The sequence below is a fragment of the Micromonospora cabrerizensis genome, from assembly GCF_022230955.1.
Taxonomy (GTDB): domain Bacteria; phylum Actinomycetota; class Actinomycetes; order Mycobacteriales; family Micromonosporaceae; genus Micromonospora; species Micromonospora cabrerizensis.
Genome location: NZ_JAKKFI010000080.1, coordinates 13,921 through 32,537 on the forward strand (window position 1 = coordinate 13,921; position 18,617 = coordinate 32,537).

Consider the following 18,617-nt stretch of genomic DNA (forward strand, 5'->3'; position numbering starts at 1 on the left):
CTCAGCCCCGCCGGCGGGCCTCGCGGTCGGCCCGCTTGCGTTCGCGCTGCTCCCGGGTGAAGCGCTTGCGCTCGGCCAGGTCGCGCTTCCATGCCTCGCGGGCCTCGGCCGAGCCGCCCTGCACCGCGCCCTTCACGCCCTCGGCGGGGCCGGCGAGGTGCCGGAAGGCCCAGCTCAGCAGTCGGCCGCCCTCGCCCGGGGCCCTGGTGACCGCGCCGTCCTCGCTCATCTGCCGCACTCTCCCGCGTCGTGTGATCTCGTCCGTCGAACACGCAGATCATTGGGACACCAATGGTTGGTGCACCAATGATTGGTACGATAGCCATCGTGCATCAGGAGGGCAACCGATGAGCGAGAGACCGGAGGGCGTCGACCCGCTGGCGCTGGAGCAGCAGGTCTGTTTCGCCCTCTCGGTGGCCGCGCGCAGTGTGGTGGCGGTCTACCGCCCACTTCTGGAGCCGATGGGGCTGACCCACCCGCAGTATTTGGTCATGTTGGCGCTCTGGCAGCACGCACCGCTGTCCGGCCGCGACCTCAGCCGCCTCCTACAGCTCGACCCGGGCACGCTGTCACCCCTGCTCAAGCGGCTTGAGGCAGCCGGCTACCTGCGCCGGGAGCGCGACCCCAGCGACGAGCGCAGCCTCGCCGTCACCCTCACCGCCAGCGGTGCCGCGCTACGAAGCCAGGCCGAGCTGATCCCGGCCGCGATCGTGCAGCGACTCGGGTTGCCGGTGGAGGACCTGCAACACCTGCACTCGGTGCTCACGCAGCTGATCGCGGCGGCCAACCGGCCGGGCGGCGGCCCGACCTCGCCGACGGCCGGTGCGGCGGCTCAGGCGTCGGCGTAGACGGCGAAACCTCGCTCGGCGCAGCGCCGGTAGAACGCGGCCAGCACGCCCAGCTCGGCGCAGGTGAAGTTCCACTGCGGCGGGTCGCCGCGCTCGTCGCGCAGCGCGTCGAGCCGGCTCTCCAGCCACCGCAACTGCTGCTCGGCCAGCCTGCCGTCGCCCAGCAGGGAACGCAGCACCGTGCTCACCGACTCGAAGGTGACCGCCTCGCCGTACGGGCGGTGCCCGGACACGAACCTCTCGATGCCGCTGGCGATCCAGGAGCAGCCGTCCGGGTCGATCACCGGGTCCTCGTCCTCGGCGGCGGCGTCTGTGGCGTACAACACACCTTCCAGCCCGAGGAGCAGATCCACCAGCTCGGTGTACGCGGTCGCCCGGATCGTGCCGGTCTTCGCGATCAACTCGGCCAGGGCGGCCGTCGGCGCGGAGATCCGCGGCAGGTCCACGATCTCGCCGAAGTCGACGAACTCGGCCGGTGCGACCGGATCGTAGAAGCGGCCGGTCCGCGGCCAGTGCACCGCGACGTTGTCCAGCCCCATCTGTCACCTCTTCAAGAGCACGTGTCGGGTCGATCGGGTCGATCGTCCCGGTTCCGGCCGGTAAAGATCAAGGCAGGTTCCGGGGCGCCGCAAACGTACGGCACGGATGCTTCGGCCGCGACCCCCGACCCGCCCGGGCGCGGGTCAACCCGTCCGGGGGCGGCGCGTGCGATCGGACCCTGGCGTGTGGGGGGAGTCGCGGGCAACGGGGTTCTGCCGGCTACGGACTTCTCAGCCGCCTCTCTGAGGGTGCCGAGTGGTGGTTCTGTCCCCCGCGCACAGTAGGATTGACAGCGAGACGAAGACCCGGTGTGGGAGAGGGACGGGGCCGGTGGCCCCAGATTCATTCTCCACGTCGGGTCGAGCCGATCGCGATCCGCGGGCAACCGCGGCGACCGGCGCGTTCGACCCGCTGTCCGGAGGTCTCCGGCACCGGTCCGCGCGCCGACGTCGCGTCCTGTCCGCCGAACCCGCGCCCGACGCGCCCTACCGGCGTGGCTGACGCGAGAAAGTGGCCGAGGGTGGCAGCGCAGGACAAGCAGGAGTACGGCGCAGAGTCGATCACCGTTCTGGAGGGTCTGGAGGCGGTTCGCAAGCGGCCCGGTATGTACATCGGGTCCACCGGCGAGCGCGGTCTCCACCACCTCGTCTGGGAGGTCGTGGACAACGCTGTCGACGAGGCCCTCGCCGGATACTGCGACACCATCGACGTGGTGCTGCTCGCCGACGGCGGCGTGCGGGTCACCGACAACGGCCGTGGCTTCCCGGTCGACCTTCACCCGAAGCTCAAGAAGCCGGGCGTCGAGGTCGCGCTGACGATCCTGCACGCGGGTGGCAAGTTCGACGGCAAGGCGTACGCGGTCTCCGGCGGTCTGCACGGCGTCGGTGTCTCCGTGGTGAACGCCCTCTCCACCAAGATGTTCGTGGAGATCCACAAGTCCGGCGCCGTGTGGCGGCAGCACTACACCAACTCCAAGCCGAGCCCGCTGGAGAAGGGCGAGGCCACCGACCGCACCGGCTCGGCGGTCTCCTTCTGGCCCGACCCCGACGTGTTCGAGACCGTCGACTTCGACTTCCAGACCATCTACCGACGCCTTCAGGAGATGGCCTTCCTCAACCGCGCCCTGCGCATCCACCTGCTCGACGAGCGGGTGGCCGAGGAGGAGGACGGCCGGCAGCGAGAGGTGACCTTCTACTACGAGGGTGGCATCGCCGACTTCGTCCGACACCTCAACGCCTCGAAGAGCCCGATCCACAAGACCGTGGTCGAGTTCGGCGCCGAGGAGGAGGGCATGTCGCTCGAGATCGCCATGCAGTGGAACGAGTCGTACGGCGAGTCGGTCTACACCTTCGCCAACACGATCAACACGCACGAGGGCGGCACCCACGAGGAGGGCTTCCGCTCCGCGCTGACGAGCGTGGTCAACCGGTACGGCACCGACAAGAAGCTGCTCAAGGGCGACGAGAAGCTCTCCGGCGAGGACATCCGCGAAGGGCTCGCGGCGATCATCTCGGTCAAGCTGGCCAACCCGCAGTTCGAGGGTCAGACCAAGACCAAGCTCGGCAACACCCCGGTGAAGAGCTTCGTGCAGCGGGTCTGCAACGACCGGCTGGTCGACTGGTTCGACCGCAACCCGGCCGAGGCCAAGATGATCATCACGAAGGCCTCCCAGGCGGCGCGGGCCCGGATCGCCGCGCAGCAGGCGCGCAAGCTGGCCCGACGCAAGTCGCTGCTGGAGTCCGGCTCGATGCCGGGCAAGCTGGCCGACTGCCAGTCCACCGACCCGCGTGAGTCCGAGGTGTTCATCGTCGAGGGCGACTCGGCCGGCGGCTCGGCCAAGCAGGGCCGCGACCCGCGGACGCAGGCGATCCTGCCGATCCGCGGCAAGATCCTCAACGTGGAGAAGGCCCGGATCGACCGGGTGCTCAAGAACAACGAGGTCCAGGCGCTGATCACGGCACTGGGCACCGGCATCCACGACGACTTCGACATGGAGAAGCTGCGGTACCACAAGGTGGTGCTGATGGCCGACGCGGACGTCGACGGTCAGCACATCCAGACGCTGCTACTCACCCTGCTGTTCCGCTTCATGCGCCCGCTGGTCGAGATGGGCAACGTCTACCTCGCCGCCCCGCCGCTCTACAAGATCAAGTGGAACAAGAAGGGCGACGACGCGCAGTACGCCTACTCCGACCGCGAGCGGGACGGGCTGATCGCGCTGCGTCAGCAGAAGAAGCCGAACGCCAAGCCGGACGACATCCAGCGCTTCAAGGGCCTCGGCGAGATGAACTATCCCGAGCTGTGGGAAACCACGATGAACCCGGCGACGCGTACCCTGCGTCAGGTCACTCTCGACGACGCGGCGACCGCCGACGAGTTGTTCAGTGTGCTGATGGGTGAGGACGTCGAGGCGCGCCGGTCGTTCATCCAGCGCAACGCCAAGGACGTGCGGTTCCTGGACATCTGACGGATCGCGGTGGATCGGCCGGGTGCTGCCCGGCCGATCCACCGATCCACAGAGTTATCCACAGCTTGGCCGGTATCCACAGCGGTTATCCACAGCACAAAAACGACTCTGAGTCTGATAAGGGTATACAGTGACCGATTCTCCCGAGTCCACACCGAACGAGCCAGGGGTCCCCGCCGAGGCCATCGCCGCCGTGGTCGCGCACGACCGGATCGAACCGGTCGGGCTCGAGGTGGAGATGCAGCGCTCCTACCTCGACTACGCGATGAGCGTCATCGTCGGGCGCGCGCTTCCGGACGTCCGGGACGGGCTCAAGCCGGTCCACCGCAAGATCCTCTACGCCATGTTCGACTCCGGCTACCGGCCGGACCGCGGCTACGTGAAGTGCTCCCGGGTCGTCGGCGACGTGATGGGTCAGTTCCACCCGCACGGCGACTCGTCGATCTACGACGCGCTGGTCCGGATGGCGCAGCCCTGGTCGCTGCGCTACCCGCTGGTCGACGGCAACGGCAACTTCGGCTCGCCGGGTAACGATCCGGCCGCCGCGATGCGATACACCGAGTGCAAGCTGGACCCGCTGGCCATGGAGATGCTGCGGGACATCGACGAGGACACCGTCGAACTCCAGAACAACTACGACGGTCGGGCCAAGGAGCCCACGATCCTGCCGTCGCGGATCCCCAACCTGCTGCTGAACGGCTCCGAGGGCATCGCGGTCGGCATGGCCACCAAGATCCCGCCGCACAACCTGCGGGAGATCGGTGCGGCGGTGCAGTGGTGCCTGGAGCACCCCGAGGAGGACGAGGAGGCCACCCTCGAGGCGTTGCTCGGCATCGTCAAGGGTCCGGACTTCCCGACCCACGGCCTGATCGTCGGCACCACCGCGATCCAGGACGCGTACCGCACCGGTCGCGGCTCGATCCGGATGCGCGCCGTGGTGGAGGTCGAGGAGGACAAGCGGGGCCGCCCCTGCCTGGTCGTCAGCGAGCTGCCCTACCAGGTCAACCCGGACAACCTCGCCGAGCGGATCGCCGAGCTGATCAAGGAGGGCAAGCTCGCCGGGATCGCCGACATCCGCGACGAGTCCTCCGGTCGTACCGGCATGCGGATCGTCCTGGTGCTCAAGCGCGACGCGGTCGCGAAGGTCGTGCTGAACAACCTCTACAAGCACACCCAGCTCCAGGAGACCTTCGGCGCCAACATGCTGGCCCTGGTCGACGGGGTGCCGCGCACGCTCAACCTGGCGCAGTTCATCCGCTACTACGTCGAGCACCAGATCGACGTGATCCGCCGGCGGACCGCGTTCCGGCTGCGCAAGGCCGAGGAGCGGGCGCACATCCTGCGCGGTCTCGGCAAGGCGCTGGACGCACTGGACGAGGTCATCGCGCTGATCCGGCGTTCGCCGACCGTGGACGACGCCCGGCAGGGCCTGATCCGGCTGCTGGATATCGACGAGATCCAGGCGACCGCGATCCTCGACATGCAGCTGCGCCGGCTCGCCGCCCTGGAGCGGCAGCGGATCGTCGACGACCTGGCCAAGCTCGAGATCGAGATCGCCGACCTCAAGGACATCCTCGCCAAGCCGGAGCGCCAGCGGAGGATCATCTCGGAGGAGCTCGGCGAGATCGTCGCCAAGTGGGGCGACGAACGGCGGACGCAGATCATCCCGTTCGACGGCGAGGTCTCGATGGAGGACCTCATCGCCCGCGAGGACGTGGTCGTCACGATCACCCGGACCGGGTACGCCAAGCGGACCAAGGTCGATCTCTACCGCTCGCAGCGGCGCGGCGGCAAGGGCGTCAGCGGCGCTACGCTGCGGCAGGACGACATCGTCAGCCACTTCTTCGTCTGCTCGACCCACGACTGGATCCTGTTCCTGACGAACAAGGGCCGCGTCTACCGGGCCAAGGCGTACGAGTTGCCGGAGGCCAGTAGGGTAGCCAAGGGCCAACACGTGGCCAACCTGCTCGCCTTCCTACCCGACGAGCAGATCGCGCAGATCATTGAGATCCCGAACTACCAGGTAGCCCCCTATCTGGTACTGGCCACGAAGAACGGCCTGGTGAAGAAGACGCGGCTCGAGGAGTTCGACTCCAACCGTTCCGGCGGCATCATCGCGATCAACCTGCGCGATGAGGACGAGCTGGTCGGTGCTGCGTTGGTTGCGCCGGAGAACGACCTGCTGCTGGTCTCCAAGAAGGCACAGGCGATCCGGTTCAACGCCTCGGACGAGGCGTTGCGGCCGATGGGCCGGGCCACCTCGGGTGTCATCGGGATGCGCTTCACGGACGACGATGTCCTGCTCGCCATGGAGGTCGTCCGGGACGGCCTGGACGTTCTGGTGGCCACGAACGGGGGATACGCGAAGCGGACCCCGATCGAGGAATACCCGGTGCAGGGCCGGGGAGGTAAGGGCGTGTTGACTGCGAAGATCACCGAACGGCGCGGTGGTCTGGTCGGCGCGGTGGTGATCGATCCGGACGACGAGCTGTTCGCGATCACCAGCAATGGTGGTGTCATTCGGACTCCGGTGAAGCCTGTACGCCGTACGCGTGACCGGAACACAATGGGGGTCAAGCTGATGGACCTCCCGGACGGCGTGACTATCGTGGCGATTGCTCGCAATGCCGACGAGCCTGACGAACAGGACTAGTTGAATGACGGAGACACAGGCGAAGTCGGGGAACACGGGGACCTCGGCCAACCCGGTCGACGAGGAGGCCGCCAAGGGCGGCACACCAGCGACCGGCCGCGCGGCCGTGGGCCGGGCTACGGTCCCCGCCGATGCGCCTGCCCCGAAATTCACGAGGGCTCCGGGCATGACACCCCCGCCTGAGCCGGCCGGTGAGGACGCTGGGGCCGCCGACAAGACCGAGACGTCCGGCGCCGAGGCGCCGACGGCCGCCGCCACACCTTCGGGTTCGGCGGCGGCACCCTCGGCTCGTCCGGCGACCACCCAGCCGATCAACGTCCGGCCCGGGCAGGCGGCGTCGACCGGGTCCACCGGCACCCAGCCGCGAATCACACCGGGCATGACCCAGCCGCAGTCGGACGCGTCGCGTACGGCCGCGGCCGCCCGCCCGGCCAGCGGTGGTGGCCTGCCGCCGGGCATCGGCAACGCGTCCGCCGTCGGGGCAGCCCGCGTTGGCGACGCGGTACGCGCGGCGCGTACCTCGGTCAGCTCGGCCGCGTCCCGCGGACCGCGCCGGGCCCGACTGAACCTGAAGCGGATCGACCCGTGGTCGGTGATGAAGTTCGCATTCGCCGTCTCGGTGGTGCTCTTCATCGTCGTCGTGGTCGCCACCTCGGTGCTGTACCTGGCGTTGGACGCGATGGGTGTGTTCCAGAGCGTCAACGACAGCCTGAGTGACCTGGTCAACGCCGGCGGTGGCGAGAGCACCAGCGGGTTCCAGATCACCGCCAAGGGCGTGATCCTCAGCTCGGCGCTGATCGGCCTGGTCAACGTGGTGCTGTTCACCGCGTTGGCCACGCTGGGAGCGTTCGTCTACAACGTCTGCGCCGACCTGGTCGGCGGGATCGAGCTGACCCTCGCCGAGCGCGACTGAGCGACCGGGACGCCGGGGCACCGCGTAATGCGGTCGCTCCGGCGTCCCGTACTCAGGTAGGTTTTTGCAGGCGACGACGGCCCGGCTCGCAGGGTCGGACCCCGATTTGGGGCCGGCAGAGCGGATGGGTTAATCTTGCTCGTCGCAACGCGGGGCTATAGCTCAGTCGGTTAGAGCGCAGAGCTGATAACTCTGAGGTCGATGGTTCGATTCCATCTAGCCCCACCGCATTGTCGTCCGACGCTAGTCGAGCGCGAGGGGTCGCCCCATGTTCAAGAAGCTGCTGATCCTGGCCGGCGTCGTCGGTGTGGCTGCCGTCGTCTTCAACAAGGTCAAGGCCGCGAACGACGAGCGTGCCCTGTGGCACGAGGCGACCACCGCGCCCGACCTGCGCTGAAGGTCCGGCCCGGCGACGAGCGATCGACGCCACGGCCACTCACGGGGCCCTAGCTCAACTGGCAGAGCACTGCCTTTGCAAGGCAGGGGTTAGGGGTTCGAGTCCCCTGGGCTCCACCAGCACTTTCTCCGGATGATCTCGGTCCGAGTACAGCCATCCGTACAGCCAAGCCGGTCACGCCGTCCCCTCCTGGCCGAGAATTCGGTCAATGGCCGAGGCAGCCTGACGAGCCCGCGCCGGCAGAACGTGGCCGTAGGTGTCGGCCGTCATCCGGATGGTGGAGTGCCCGAGCAGCTCCATCACCGTTCGCAGCTCCTCGCCTTGGTCGAGCAGGAACGTGGCGAAGGCGTGCCGCAGGTCGTGCAGGTGTAGCCAGTCAAGCCCGGCCGCCGCGCGGAGCTGCTCGAAGCGCCGGTTGACGTTCCGCGGCTCCATGGCAGTGCCGATCGTGCTGGCGAAGACCGGGCCCAGATCGGACCACACCTCGCCGGCCGCGAGCCGTTCCTTGGCCTGGCGCACACGCTGTGCCTCCAACGCCCGAACGGCCAGAGCCGACAGCGGCAGCGGACGGGCCGACCGGTGCGTCTTCGGTGGCACGAACACCAACCCGTGATCCGTGCGCTGGAGCGTCTGCCGAACGAACAGCGCCCTTCCCGGCAGGTCGACATCCGACCACCGCAGGCCCAACAGCTCAGCCCGCCGCAGCCCGGTCGCCAGCGCCAGGACGAACAGCGACTCCAACTGGTCCCCGGTCAACACCGACAGCAGCGTCTTGGCTTCCTCGGGCGTCAGAGCGCGCCGCTCGGTTCTGCCGAGGGCCGGTGGCTTGGCGGCCTTGGCGACGTTGCGCGGGACCAAGTCCATCCGCTCGGCGTCGGCCAGGGCGACGCGCAGGACGGCGTGCACCTTGATGATGCTGGCCGGGGCGAGCTTGCCCCGCAGCCCGGTCAGGAACCGCTGCACGTCCCGAGGCGTCAACCGGTCGAGCTTGACCCGACCGAGGCCCGGCACCAGGTGCTTGCTCACGGCCAGGCGGTAGCGCACCAGCGTTGACGGTCGGGTGCCGTCGTGCGCCTTCACGTCCCGCAGCCACTCCGTCAACCAGGCTTCCAACGTCCGAGGCTGCGCGGTGAGGTCGACGCCGAGCTGAAGTTGGCGCCGTCCTGCTCAGTGATGGGGCAAGCCGCATCGTGGATCGCTTCGCACTCGCGGACTGGCCGGAAGTTCTCGCCCTCATCACTAGGTCGGGACCATCCGAAGTCATCAGGCAAGTCCGAGCAGCGGAATGCAGCGATCCGCAGGGTAGGAGGTGGCCGCGTGGCAAGACCCATGACGACGCCACCCTGGCCTACTGCACTCAGCTTGGCGAGCCGGTTGGTGATCCGACAACCGATGCGCAACGCATCTCCGCCAGGTGATCTGCGACAGGCTCCAGCAATCTAGGTGCGGCAGGTTAGTCGCCGACGAAACGTTCCGTCATGTCGATGCGCATGCGTTCGATTGCCGTGCAGCCGATGCGGAAGATCCGAACATTCGCCTACGGCGGCAGATCGCTTGCGCTGATGGGTCATGCTGAGGCAACCGGGGCGACGGCCCGATTGGAGTAGGACCATGACGATGTTCTGGCTCTGGACCGCAGCGGGCGGCGTAGCGCTGCTGCTTGTCGTTACGTCGGCCGTTGTCGTTGTGCGACGCCGCCGGGTGGCCCGCGCATCGTTGACCCGTGACCCCGTCATGCGGAACGCACAGCGAGCTATGGCCGAGCTGCAAGACCAACGTCGGCGTTCCAACAAGGGCACGATCCGGGGCAAAGGCGGCGGTGGGGACGCGAAGACAATGCATGACGCTGCATATGGCTCGGACACCTCCACCGGAGCCTAATCGGATCGACGCCACCCACGATCGGGCGCATTGATCTGGCGGGATCAGCGCGCCGAGGTGCCGCAGATCAGTTGGCGGAGAACCATCGCACATCAGTCGCGGCAGGACAGCTTGGCGAGCCGGTTTCACTGCCGAATTGACCTCTTAAGAATCAAGGCGGCCCGCAAGCGGGCCGCGCCGGCCCGGCCCCGGCCTGCTGGCGACCTCCGGCCGGCATCGGCCGGGCCGGCCGGCCACGCTCGGGAATCACAGAATCAGAAGACCTCAGGGCTCCGCCCCGAACCCCGGCCCTCCTCAGAGATCAGCCGCGAGCGGATCACCTCGCCGGGCACCACAAGGGCTACCAGCCTCCCCGGATGGGGCCAAGGTCGTTCGTCCGGTAGGGCGCTCCACCTTGTCCCCGTCCGGGGAGGCTGGACGGTCTACGACTGCCCGACGAGGAGATCCGCCCAATGACGACGTGCAGTACAAAGACCTCTCCCGCCAAGCCCGCGTCATCCCGCTTCGAATAGCGCGTCGACATCCACCGTGAGCAAGCTCCGCTCCGGAGTCGTCACCAGACCCGGTTTGTGAGAAACAGTCGACCTGATCGCCTCGACTGTCTGGTAGAGCGTTTCGGTCAAGGACGCGTTCAACATCAACCCCGGCAGCTCGGCTAGTAGCTCCTCAGCGCTACTGACCAGCTCGGCCGCCGTGGGTGGGGCTTCCTCTTGCAGGTCCTCGATCCACTCCACGGGACCCTTGTAGTCGACCAGGGCATGTCCCGTGGCGGCACGGCATAGCTCCTCGGCCCGAAGTGCCAACACTGCGTATCGGCAGCCCCACGAAAACAGAGGCATCCGGACGCCCTTCACCATGCCGGTTACTGTGCCACCCTGACGCTCCGCACCGTCCCGCAGGTGAGCAGTCCGCATCTAGTCCGCAAGAGGTCGGTGGGCGGCGGGGGAGTGGTGTGAGACGTTGAGAGGTGTTTTCGCTGCTAGAGCGGCATGCGGCCAGGTCGCCGGGACAAGTAATTTGATCTCGTAATGCGTAGGTCGCTGATGCGGTCGCTTCCAAGTGATGCCGTGACGATCACGAGAGAGGCCAGCCGACGGCGAGGGCGGGGCGATCGCTGCCGCGCCGCTACGCGGCTTGCCACCGGGTAGCAGTGCTCTGGCCAGTGCCGCATGATCAGCGCGTGGGCCAGTTGCCGGAAGATGTCAGGTCGTGTTACCGGTTCTTCGCGTTCTACCTCGCCAATGGCACGCTGTGCCTAGACCTCCTGGACGGGATTGACTACCGGCCTGCTCTCATGCAGTTCGGCTCGACGCTCGAACAGGTCATGGCGATCTTCTCCAACGTGCTCGACATCAACGAGCACGGCCAGGTGACGAACGCAGGTGATGCCGAGTGGCGCGCCGCGCAGTACATCCGCCGCTACTGCGACCGGGAGTACACAGTCGAGCCGCCATTCGAGGCTTGGGAGCTAGAACTGCCGTGACGACGGGTGGCTGTACAGCCACCCGTACAGTCAAGCCGACCGACGGAGACGGTTAGGGGTCGACGCGAGGCGACAAGGCGAGCAGGTCAACGGCAGCCGCCGACGCCAGTCGACAGCAGTCTTGATCTTTGCAAGGCAGGGGTTAGGGGTTCGAGTCCTCTGGGCTCCACCAGCACTTTCCTGATTGATCGCGCTTCCGAGCGGTTACGCCTTCCTCTCCTCGCCCCGCACCATCGATGGCCCAGGCAGCCCGACGACGGTGATCAGCTCGAACGGCCAGGTTGCGACGACGCCCTCCTCCGCTCGCCATGTGGCTCCTCCGAGACGGCTGCCATCCAGTCCAACGTTCCGGGCGAGATGATGCCGAACGCGGCATCCTCATTCCGCGTGGCGAGGCGCCGCCTCAGTTCGGCTAGTTCGACGGGGGAGTGCAGCAAACGCCAGCCAGCACCGAGCGATTCCACCAGAGCCGTGCACGGTCACGAAACGGCTGGCTCGGCGACTCAGGCCAGGTGGTGGGCGGCGCTGAGATCTCCTCACGATCGCACCTTATAGACCGATCGATCGCCCTCACCGGGGCGCTTTCGCTCGCCGTCGATCGTTGCTTCAAACTGACGGACAGATCCCGCGAAATTTCTCTGGCACAGTGTCGAATCCGGGGGAAGCCGTTCGTAGAGCAGACGAGAGGTGGCCGCGGTTGGCCGCCGGGACAAGGGAGTCATGAGGATGACGCGGTACCTGATCTCGTTCAATGACGGCGCCATGGACCACATCCCCGCTGAGGAGTTGCCCGACGTGGGCAAGGCCGCGCACGCGGTGGTCCAGGAGGCCGTGAGCGCCGGCGTCTGGGTGTACGGCACCGGCCTCGAAAGGCAGCAGGCGAGCATCGTGGCCACCGACGGGACGGTCACCGACGGCCCTTACCCGGAGACCAAGGAGGTCATTGGCGGGTTCGTCGTCATCGACGCGGCCACCCGGGAGGACGCGCTGGCCTGGGCTGCCAGGTTCGCCGCCGCGTGCCGCTGCGCCCAGGAGGTCCGGGAGCTCATGCCCGACCCCGAGACGGACGCGATGCTCCGTGAGGCCGAGAGCCGGGGCTGACATTCGGACGTCGTCGGCCAAGGGGATTACCACGTCGGAGCCGTCGTCGTCATGATCAGTGCATGGGCGAACAGTCAGCACCGGTCACCATGCACATCTACTGCCGGGTCGAGGTGCTCGTCACCGACCCGGCGGCGGTCACCGGTCACGCGGTCGCCGACCTGTGGGCGGCGGACATCGACTGGTCCACAGAGGAGGACGACCTGGAGACGGCGGTCGAGGAGCTTCGATCGGACCTCGCCACCTCCGTGTCGAGCATCGTGGACATCAGCCACCTGGCCGACGGCATCCCCGGGGTGGAGTTTCGCGGTGGCCTCTGCTGGGCCGAGCAGGGCCCGCAACGGGACCCGTTCCGCTCCGACGAGCAGTGAAGAACAGGCCGCGTACGGACGGCGCGGGCGCGCGACGATGACAAGGCGGGCGGCATGGCCGTGCCCGACCGGGGTAGGAGAAACGGCAACAACCCCCGGAAGTGAGGTGTCCTACCAATGCCTACGGCACGCGAGATCATGACGAACGACGTGACCTGTGTCCGCGAGCAGGACGACCTGAAGTCGGCCGCGAAGCAGATGGCGGAGCTGGGGGTCGGTTCACTGCCGATCTGCGGTGACGACAACCGCCTCAAGGGCATGCTGACCGACCGCGACATCGTAGTGAAGGTGCTGGCCGAGGGCCGCGACCCGGCCAACGTGACGGCCGGTGAGCTGGCCCAGGGCGAGGCGGTGACCATTGGCGCGGACGACGACGCGGCCGAGATCCTGCGGACCATGGGCCAGCACAAGGTACGCCGGCTGCCGGTGATCGACGGGCATGAGCTGGTCGGCATCGTGGCCGTCGCCGACGTGGCCCGTTCCCTGCCGGAGCGCCCTGTGGGCGACCTCATCGAGGCCATCTCCGAGCGCAGCTGACCGTCGCACCCGTTCCCGGTCGCCGCCCCGCATGGGCGGCGATCGTCGTGTCGGGCGCCGCCCGATCGGCCGTCAGGAGGACAGAGCGAGGGAGGCGGTCAGGAGGGCGGGGTGAGCGGGGCGGTCTCCCCGCGGGCGATGGTCCGGACCTGCTTCACCCAGCCGCGGCGGCGGGCCTCGTCGACGAAGTGCGCCAGGGGCGAGCGGAACACCAGATAGTCGTCGTAGTGGATCGGCACGGTCAACTTCGGGCGGACCAGTTCCACCAGGTCGGCGCCCTGCCGCGCGTCCATGGTGAGCAGGATCCCGGCGACCTTCGTGCCGCCGAGGTGGATGAGCATCGCGTCGATGTCCGGGTAGCGCTCGGGGATGGCGGTCAGCAGCGGCCGGTTGAGCGTGTCACCGGTGACGTAGAGCCGGAACTCGCGCCTCCCGGAGCGCTCCACGTCGATCATCGTGCCCATGACGTCGGGCATCAGCAGGTCCAGGGCACCCGGGCCGTGCTGTCCGGGCATCGAGGTCAGGCGCAGCGTCGTACCGTCGCGGTGTAGCTCGCGGGACGACCAGGTCGGCAGGCCCTGCGCGGCCTGGAAGCCCCAGCGACGCAGCCGGCGTTCCGCCGCCGGTGTGGTGACGATGGGCAGATCGCGGTCCAGTTTCCGGCGGGCGACCCGGTCGAAGTGGTCGCCGTGCAGGTGGGAGAGGACCACCGCGTCGAGTTCCGGAAGCTGGGCGATGCGCAGCGCCGGGTCCGTGCGGCGACGCGACCACAGACCCTTGCCCAGGTACGCCCGTTGGCCCCGGTGCAGAAAGTTCGGGTCGGTCAACAGGGTGAACCCGCCGATCCGCAGCACCGTCGTCGCGGTACCGATGAACGTCACCTGTGGTTGCTCCGCCATTGTGCCCACCTCCTCCGGCTGCGGTACCCCGGTGAGGCGTGAGCAAGCGCTCGGTTCGATGCTCAGCCCTCGGAACCGCTCGCGCCTTCCCCGTCCGGTCGGGCCTGCGGCACGTGTTCCATCAGCTTGGTGAGCGCGCCGTTGGCGAAGGTGGCGCCGAGCGCCGACCCGGCCCCGATGGTCCAGCCGACCGGCCCGAGCGGGGTGCAGCCGAAGAACTGGCTCACCCCCGGCGTCTGCACCACGACGACCAGCACGCCCAGCGACGCCGCCGTGGACGCCAGCACGGCCGGGCTGGTGCCGCCGGCCAGGATGGTCTGGCCGAGTTGGGTGCCGACCAGCGAGACCAGGGCGACCGTTCCGGCTCGCTGGCGGCGGCCGGTGTAGCGGGCCAACGTCCAGCCGGCGGTCGCGCCCAGCGTGGTGGCTGCCGCCCGCAGCCCGATCTCCCTGGTGAGGCTCTCGCCGAGCGCCGTGTCCGGGCCCTCCCGCAGCAGCGCGTCGGTGCGGTCCGACGCTGGTGGCCGGACGGCGATGGCCAGTGCCGGCGCCAGGTCGGTGAGCAGGTTGACCAGCAGCAGTTGTCGTCCGGTGAGCGCGGAGCGGCCGGTCGCCGCGGCGGTGAGCACACTGAACGCGATCTCGCCGAGGTTGCCGCCGACCAGGATGCTGAGCGCGTGCCGCACCGACGACCACATCGCCCGCCCTTCGATCAGGGTCGCGATGATGGTTTCCAGCCGGTCGTCGGTGACCACCAGATCGGCTGCGGCGCGAGCGGCCGGGGTGCCCCGCTGGCCGAGGGCGATGCCGACGTCGGCCAACCGGATCGCCGGGGCGTCGTTGGCACCGTCGCCGGTCATCGCCACGGTTCGCCCGCACTTCTGCAACGCCTGGATGATCCGCACCTTGTGTGCCGGGGTGCAGCGCGCCACCACGTCGGTGTTGGCCAACCGCTCGGCGAGCGCGTCGTCGTCCAGTTGGTCGAGTTCGCCGGCAGTGACCACCCGCTGTTCGTCGTGCTCGCTGATGGTGGCGGCGATCGCCTCGGCGGTGGCGGGGTGATCGCCGGTGATCATGATGGTGTGCACGCCGGCCTGCCGGATCCGCCGCACCGCCGGGGCGGCGCTCTCCCGAACCCCGTCCGCGAGGGCCAGGAAGCCCACGAAGGTGAGCCCGCGCACACCGGAGTCGGTCACCTTCGGGTCGTCCACCGTGCACTCGGCGACAGCCAGGATCCGGTTACCCGCCCCGGCCCGGTCGGCCAGCATCCGCTCCAGCTCCGCGCGGCCGGCGTCGTCCAGCGGCACCTGACTGCCGTCCGTACGCCGGGCCGAACAGCGCGGCAGCACCGTCTCCGGAGCACCTTTGACGCTCAACAACAGGCGGCCGCCGGTCTCCCCGACGCTCGCGTGGTAGCCACGGGACGGCTCGAACGGCAGCCCACCGGCGGCCCGCCAACCGGGTGCACCGGTCTGCTCCACCACCTTGGCCTCGCCGGCACCCCGCCAGACGGCCCGGTCGGTCTGCATCGCCAACTCCTCCGGCTTCGTCGCGGCGGGCGTGGCCCGCAGCGCCGCTGCCAGCGTCAACCGGAGTCGGTCGTCCAGTCGGTCCACCGGGGCGTACCGGTCGCCGGTGCTGTCGCCGACCCCGGCGAGCAGCAACTGACCCTCGGTGAGGGTGCCGGTCTTGTCGAAACAGAGCACGTCGACCCGGCCCAGCGCCTCGATGGTGCGCGGGTTGCGGACCAGGGCACCGTGCTCGGCCAGCCGCCGTGCTGCTGCCAGCTGCGCCGCGCTGACCAGGAACGGCAACCCCTCCGGCACGGACGCCACGGCGAGGTTCGCGGCGGTCGCCGCCGTCTCGGCCAGGGGTACGCCCCGAAGCAGACCCGCGCCGGCCACCGCCACCGCCGACCCGGCGGCCAACGGGATGGCCGCCCTGGTCAACGAGCCGAGCCGAGCTTCCACTCCACTGGCTGGCGGGGCCTGCTTGACCAGGGCGAGGCTACGGCCGGATTCGGTGTCCGACCCGGTCGCCACCACCACGGCGGTGCCATGCCCGGCGGCGACGGTGGTGCCCTCGTACAGCATGGAGTGCCGGTCGGCGATCGCGGCGGCCACCACCGGCCGGTTGGACTTGGCGACCGGCAACGACTCGCCGGTCAGCGAGGATTCGTCCGCCTCCAGACCCACCGCCTCGAGGATGCGACAGTCGGCGGGCACCGAGTCACCCGGCTCAAGGGCGATGACGTCTCCGAGGACCAGGTCCTCGGCGGCGAGAACCTGCTCGGCACCGTCGCGACGGACCCGTGCGGTCACCGCCGAACGGGACAGCAGTTCGGCCAGTGACCGTTCGGTGTTGCGTTCGTGCACCGCGCCGATCAGGGCGGACCCGCCGACCACACTGCCCACCAGTGCCGCGTCGACCAGCGATCCGAACGACGCGGAGAGCACCGCCCCGGCCACCAGCACCGGGGTGAGCGGGTTGGACAGCTCGTCCACGAAGGCACGCAGCAATCCTCCACCGCTCGGTCCGGCATCGCCGTTGCCGCCGCCGTGGTGCCGCCGCTGCGCCTCCGCGCTGGCCAGCCCGTCCGGCGTGGACCGCAGGTGGTCGAGCACGGTGCCGACGGGCATCAGGTGCCAGGGGGTCGTGACCGGCGCCGGGGTGTCCGACTGGTCGTGCAACCGGCGGGCCTGCCAGACCCCGTTCGCGAACGCCAGCCCGGCCGCGCCGTTCACCGCGACGAGCGACCGGCCGGGCAGCTCGGTCGGCGGTGCCGTGAACGCGCCCAGCGCCCCCAGACCGCTCCCGGCCATGGCCAACCGGATGTTCTGCTGTGCTGTGCGCCGAGCAACCCCGGTCGCCTCGATCACCAGGGCCACCACCCGCAGGTCGGCACCGACCAGCAGGTGCGCCCCCCACGGCGGGAGATCCTCCGGCGCGGCGAACCCGAGACCGCAGTCGGACGCGCCGAGCGCCCTGCGGTCCGCGGAGACCAGCATCACCACCGCGCCGTCGTGCTGCAACGTCCGTACCGACTCGGCCAGGCGGTCCCCGCCGGGCAGCATCGCATCGGCGAATCCGTACCGCTGCTCGTCCCCGCCAGCCACCACCAGCCGCAGTCCGGCCTGCCGGGCGGCGGCTGGCAGACCGTCGACGCCGGGTGCGGGTTCCGGCTCGACCCGCAGCAGTGCGGCGAGCCGGTCGCCGTGGGCGAGACCGAGCAGTTGGCCGCCGGCCGAGCGGAGCCGGTCGGCGTCCGGCACGTTGCCGGGATCGTGAGCGGGCATCTGGTCCAGCGGTCCGAGCCGCCAACCGTCCGCCGTCCGGGAGGCGGCCGGATCCTCGGGGTCGAACAGCGCGAAGGCCCGCTCCGCCACCTGGTCGACGTCCGCACCGGGCACGGGTGCCAGATCGGCCAGTACGCCCCGGTCCGAGCCGAGCACCGCGGCGTCCAGCACGAGCGTGTCGATGCGGTCCAACTCCCGCAACACACTGCGGTCCATCGCGATCACCCCGCGCCGGGCCAGCATCCGCCCGAGCTGTGCCGCGTAGCCCTCCCGTCCGCTGCCGGGCGCCTTGGGCAGCGCGGAGAGGCCGAGCGCGGTGGCCCGCTTCGGCCCGGCGAACGGGATCGCCGCCGCGCCGGCGGCCGTCCCCGCGGCGAGCATCCGGTTGATGTACCGCTCGACCGGGCCGTCCGGCTTCGGCCGGGGACGTTCGACCACCGGCCATCGGGCGGTGGCGCGTTCCGCCTCGCCGGTCAGCCGTGGCTCCGCCCGCTCCCAGGCGGAGAGCTGGGCCCGCGCCTCGCCCCACTGCACCACCCGCTGGGCGCCGTCCAGGACGATCCCGGTCCAACGCCCGGTCAAGCCCTGCACCACCGCCTCGGCCAGCGGGAAGAGCAGGTCGGCGCGCGGGTCGGAGCGAAGCCGCCTGCCGACGAACTCGTGCAGCTTGGGTTGCAGATCCACCGCGGAGAGCAGGCCCGCCACCTCGCCGGGCAGCGGCGCGAACGGCAGGATCCGGGTGGCCGCCGAGATGGTCAGGCCCAGTGCGTCCGAGGCGAGCGCGCCCAGGGTGCGAGGGGTCCGTGGCCCCTCCTCCGGCGGGTGCGGCGGCGGGATCTCCGGGTCGGGTTCGTGGTCGCAGGTCCGCTCGACCCGCTCGATCGCGGCGATCAGGGCGCGCAGCGTCGGCTCGGGCGTCTCGACGGCCACCACCACCCGGCCGGACGGGGCGTTGACCCGGGCCCAGGCGACCCCGGGCATCCGCTCCAGCGCGCCCTCCACCTGACGTGCCAGCTGGTTCCCACCGTCCTGGCAGACGCCGTGCACCTCGATGTGGTGCCGGCCCGGCCGGGACCAGACCCGACGCCGGCTCAACCCGGCCGTCCGCGCCAGCCGTGTCGCGGCCGAGCCGACGGTCCGGGACGCCTCGCCGAGCAGGTGCGGCACCCCGAAGGACGGCAGGATTCGGCCGGCAGCGCGACCCACCGCCGTCATCGAGGCGTACGGCTGG

15 protein-coding genes and 2 tRNA genes are annotated in these 18,617 nt (G+C 69.6%); 11 read left to right on the forward strand and 6 right to left on the reverse strand.

What is annotated here, in order from left to right; genetic code table 11:
• Position 1: 1 nt before the first annotated feature.
• Positions 2-229 carry a hypothetical protein gene (locus LADH09A_RS20875; RefSeq protein WP_238647166.1) on the reverse strand — a complete coding sequence of 76 codons (228 nt, stop codon included), beginning with the start codon at positions 227-229 and terminating at the stop codon, positions 2-4.
• 118 nt (positions 230-347) lie between these two features.
• Between LADH09A_RS20875 and LADH09A_RS20880 the strand changes: the two genes are divergently transcribed.
• Entirely contained in the window at positions 348-848 is a 501-nt protein-coding gene (locus tag LADH09A_RS20880) for a MarR family winged helix-turn-helix transcriptional regulator (protein WP_238647167.1), read from the forward strand.
• Here the strand turns inward: LADH09A_RS20880 and LADH09A_RS20885 are convergent.
• A complete protein-coding gene (locus tag LADH09A_RS20885) occupies positions 833-1,387 on the reverse strand; it encodes a hypothetical protein (protein ID WP_238647168.1) in 555 nt (184 codons plus the stop codon). The genes LADH09A_RS20880 and LADH09A_RS20885 overlap by 16 nt on opposite strands.
• 521 nt (positions 1,388-1,908) lie before the next feature.
• Between LADH09A_RS20885 and gyrB the strand changes: the two genes are divergently transcribed.
• The 6 genes from gyrB (at position 1,909) to LADH09A_RS20915 (ending at position 7,937) form a co-directional block, all read left to right on the forward strand.
• A complete protein-coding gene (gyrB, locus tag LADH09A_RS20890) occupies positions 1,909-3,855 on the forward strand; it encodes a DNA topoisomerase (ATP-hydrolyzing) subunit B (RefSeq protein ID WP_179781522.1) in 1,947 nt (648 codons plus the stop codon).
• A 130-nt stretch (positions 3,856-3,985) separates the two neighbouring features.
• The gene (gene gyrA / locus LADH09A_RS20895; RefSeq protein WP_238647169.1) at positions 3,986-6,508 is read left to right on the forward strand and encodes a DNA gyrase subunit A; all 2,523 of its coding nucleotides are present in this window, start codon (positions 3,986-3,988) and stop codon (positions 6,506-6,508) included.
• A 4-nt stretch (positions 6,509-6,512) separates the two neighbouring features.
• Positions 6,513-7,421 (forward strand): DUF3566 domain-containing protein, encoded by a 909-nt coding sequence (locus LADH09A_RS20900; protein ID WP_238647170.1) that lies wholly within the window; start codon positions 6,513-6,515, stop codon positions 7,419-7,421.
• 151 nt (positions 7,422-7,572) lie between these two features.
• Positions 7,573-7,646, forward strand: a tRNA-Ile gene (locus tag LADH09A_RS20905).
• A gap of 43 nt (positions 7,647-7,689) precedes the next feature.
• A complete protein-coding gene (locus LADH09A_RS20910; RefSeq protein WP_007453934.1) occupies positions 7,690-7,818 on the forward strand; it encodes a DLW-39 family protein in 129 nt (42 codons plus the stop codon).
• 43 nt (positions 7,819-7,861) lie between these two features.
• A tRNA-Ala gene (locus LADH09A_RS20915) sits at positions 7,862-7,937 on the forward strand.
• Positions 7,938-7,992: 55 nt separating this feature from the next.
• Here LADH09A_RS20915 and LADH09A_RS20920 read toward each other — a convergent pair.
• Positions 7,993-8,931: a tyrosine-type recombinase/integrase gene (locus LADH09A_RS20920; RefSeq protein WP_238647171.1), complete on the reverse strand. Its 939-nt coding sequence runs from the start codon at positions 8,929-8,931 to the stop codon at positions 7,993-7,995.
• Between the two features lie 1,262 nt (positions 8,932-10,193).
• A complete protein-coding gene (locus tag LADH09A_RS20925; protein ID WP_238647172.1) occupies positions 10,194-10,556 on the reverse strand; it encodes a hypothetical protein in 363 nt (120 codons plus the stop codon).
• 323 nt (positions 10,557-10,879) lie between these two features.
• On the opposite strand from LADH09A_RS20925, the gene LADH09A_RS20930 reads away from it, so the two are divergent.
• The 4 genes from LADH09A_RS20930 to LADH09A_RS20945 all read left to right on the forward strand — a co-directional run bounded on the left by LADH09A_RS20930 (position 10,880) and on the right by LADH09A_RS20945 (position 13,191).
• Positions 10,880-11,182, forward strand: a complete 303-nt coding sequence (locus tag LADH09A_RS20930; RefSeq protein ID WP_238647173.1) for a DUF7677 family protein — start codon at positions 10,880-10,882, stop codon at positions 11,180-11,182.
• 726 nt (positions 11,183-11,908) lie between these two features.
• Entirely contained in the window at positions 11,909-12,283 is a 375-nt protein-coding gene (locus tag LADH09A_RS20935) for a YciI family protein (protein WP_238647174.1), read from the forward strand.
• A gap of 62 nt (positions 12,284-12,345) precedes the next feature.
• Positions 12,346-12,654: a hypothetical protein gene (locus tag LADH09A_RS20940; protein WP_238647175.1), complete on the forward strand. Its 309-nt coding sequence runs from the start codon at positions 12,346-12,348 to the stop codon at positions 12,652-12,654.
• Between the two features lie 117 nt (positions 12,655-12,771).
• A complete protein-coding gene (locus LADH09A_RS20945) occupies positions 12,772-13,191 on the forward strand; it encodes a CBS domain-containing protein (protein WP_141911976.1) in 420 nt (139 codons plus the stop codon).
• Positions 13,192-13,289: 98 nt separating this feature from the next.
• Here LADH09A_RS20945 and LADH09A_RS20950 read toward each other — a convergent pair whose 3' ends face one another.
• Both LADH09A_RS20950 and LADH09A_RS20955 read right to left on the reverse strand, forming a co-directional pair.
• Complete coding sequence (locus LADH09A_RS20950) at positions 13,290-14,090, reverse strand: MBL fold metallo-hydrolase (protein WP_238647176.1); 801 nt, start codon at positions 14,088-14,090, stop codon at positions 13,290-13,292.
• Between the two features lie 62 nt (positions 14,091-14,152).
• A complete protein-coding gene (locus tag LADH09A_RS20955; protein WP_238647189.1) occupies positions 14,153-18,601 on the reverse strand; it encodes a cation-translocating P-type ATPase in 4,449 nt (1,482 codons plus the stop codon).
• Between the last annotated feature and the right edge of the window lie 16 nt (positions 18,602-18,617).

What these genes read in the sequence shown, in the direction of transcription:
- LADH09A_RS20955 (WP_238647189.1), bottom strand. Translation starts at nt 18,601, where the DNA reads ATGACGGCGGTGGGTCGCGCTGCCGGCCGAATCCTGCCGTCCTTCGGG.
- LADH09A_RS20935 (WP_238647174.1), top strand. Translation starts at nt 11,909, where the DNA reads ATGACGCGGTACCTGATCTCGTTCAATGACGGCGCCATGGACCACATC.
- LADH09A_RS20950 (WP_238647176.1), bottom strand. Translation starts at nt 14,090, where the DNA reads ATGGCGGAGCAACCACAGGTGACGTTCATCGGTACCGCGACGACGGTG.
- LADH09A_RS20945 (WP_141911976.1), top strand. Translation starts at nt 12,772, where the DNA reads ATGCCTACGGCACGCGAGATCATGACGAACGACGTGACCTGTGTCCGC.
- LADH09A_RS20925 (WP_238647172.1), bottom strand. Translation starts at nt 10,556, where the DNA reads ATGGTGAAGGGCGTCCGGATGCCTCTGTTTTCGTGGGGCTGCCGATAC.
- LADH09A_RS20940 (WP_238647175.1), top strand. Translation starts at nt 12,346, where the DNA reads ATGGGCGAACAGTCAGCACCGGTCACCATGCACATCTACTGCCGGGTC.
- LADH09A_RS20910 (WP_007453934.1), top strand. Translation starts at nt 7,690, where the DNA reads ATGTTCAAGAAGCTGCTGATCCTGGCCGGCGTCGTCGGTGTGGCTGCC.
- LADH09A_RS20880 (WP_238647167.1), top strand. Translation starts at nt 348, where the DNA reads ATGAGCGAGAGACCGGAGGGCGTCGACCCGCTGGCGCTGGAGCAGCAG.
- LADH09A_RS20875 (WP_238647166.1), bottom strand. Translation starts at nt 229, where the DNA reads ATGAGCGAGGACGGCGCGGTCACCAGGGCCCCGGGCGAGGGCGGCCGA.
- LADH09A_RS20885 (WP_238647168.1), bottom strand. Translation starts at nt 1,387, where the DNA reads ATGGGGCTGGACAACGTCGCGGTGCACTGGCCGCGGACCGGCCGCTTC.
- LADH09A_RS20900 (WP_238647170.1), top strand. Translation starts at nt 6,513, where the DNA reads ATGACGGAGACACAGGCGAAGTCGGGGAACACGGGGACCTCGGCCAAC.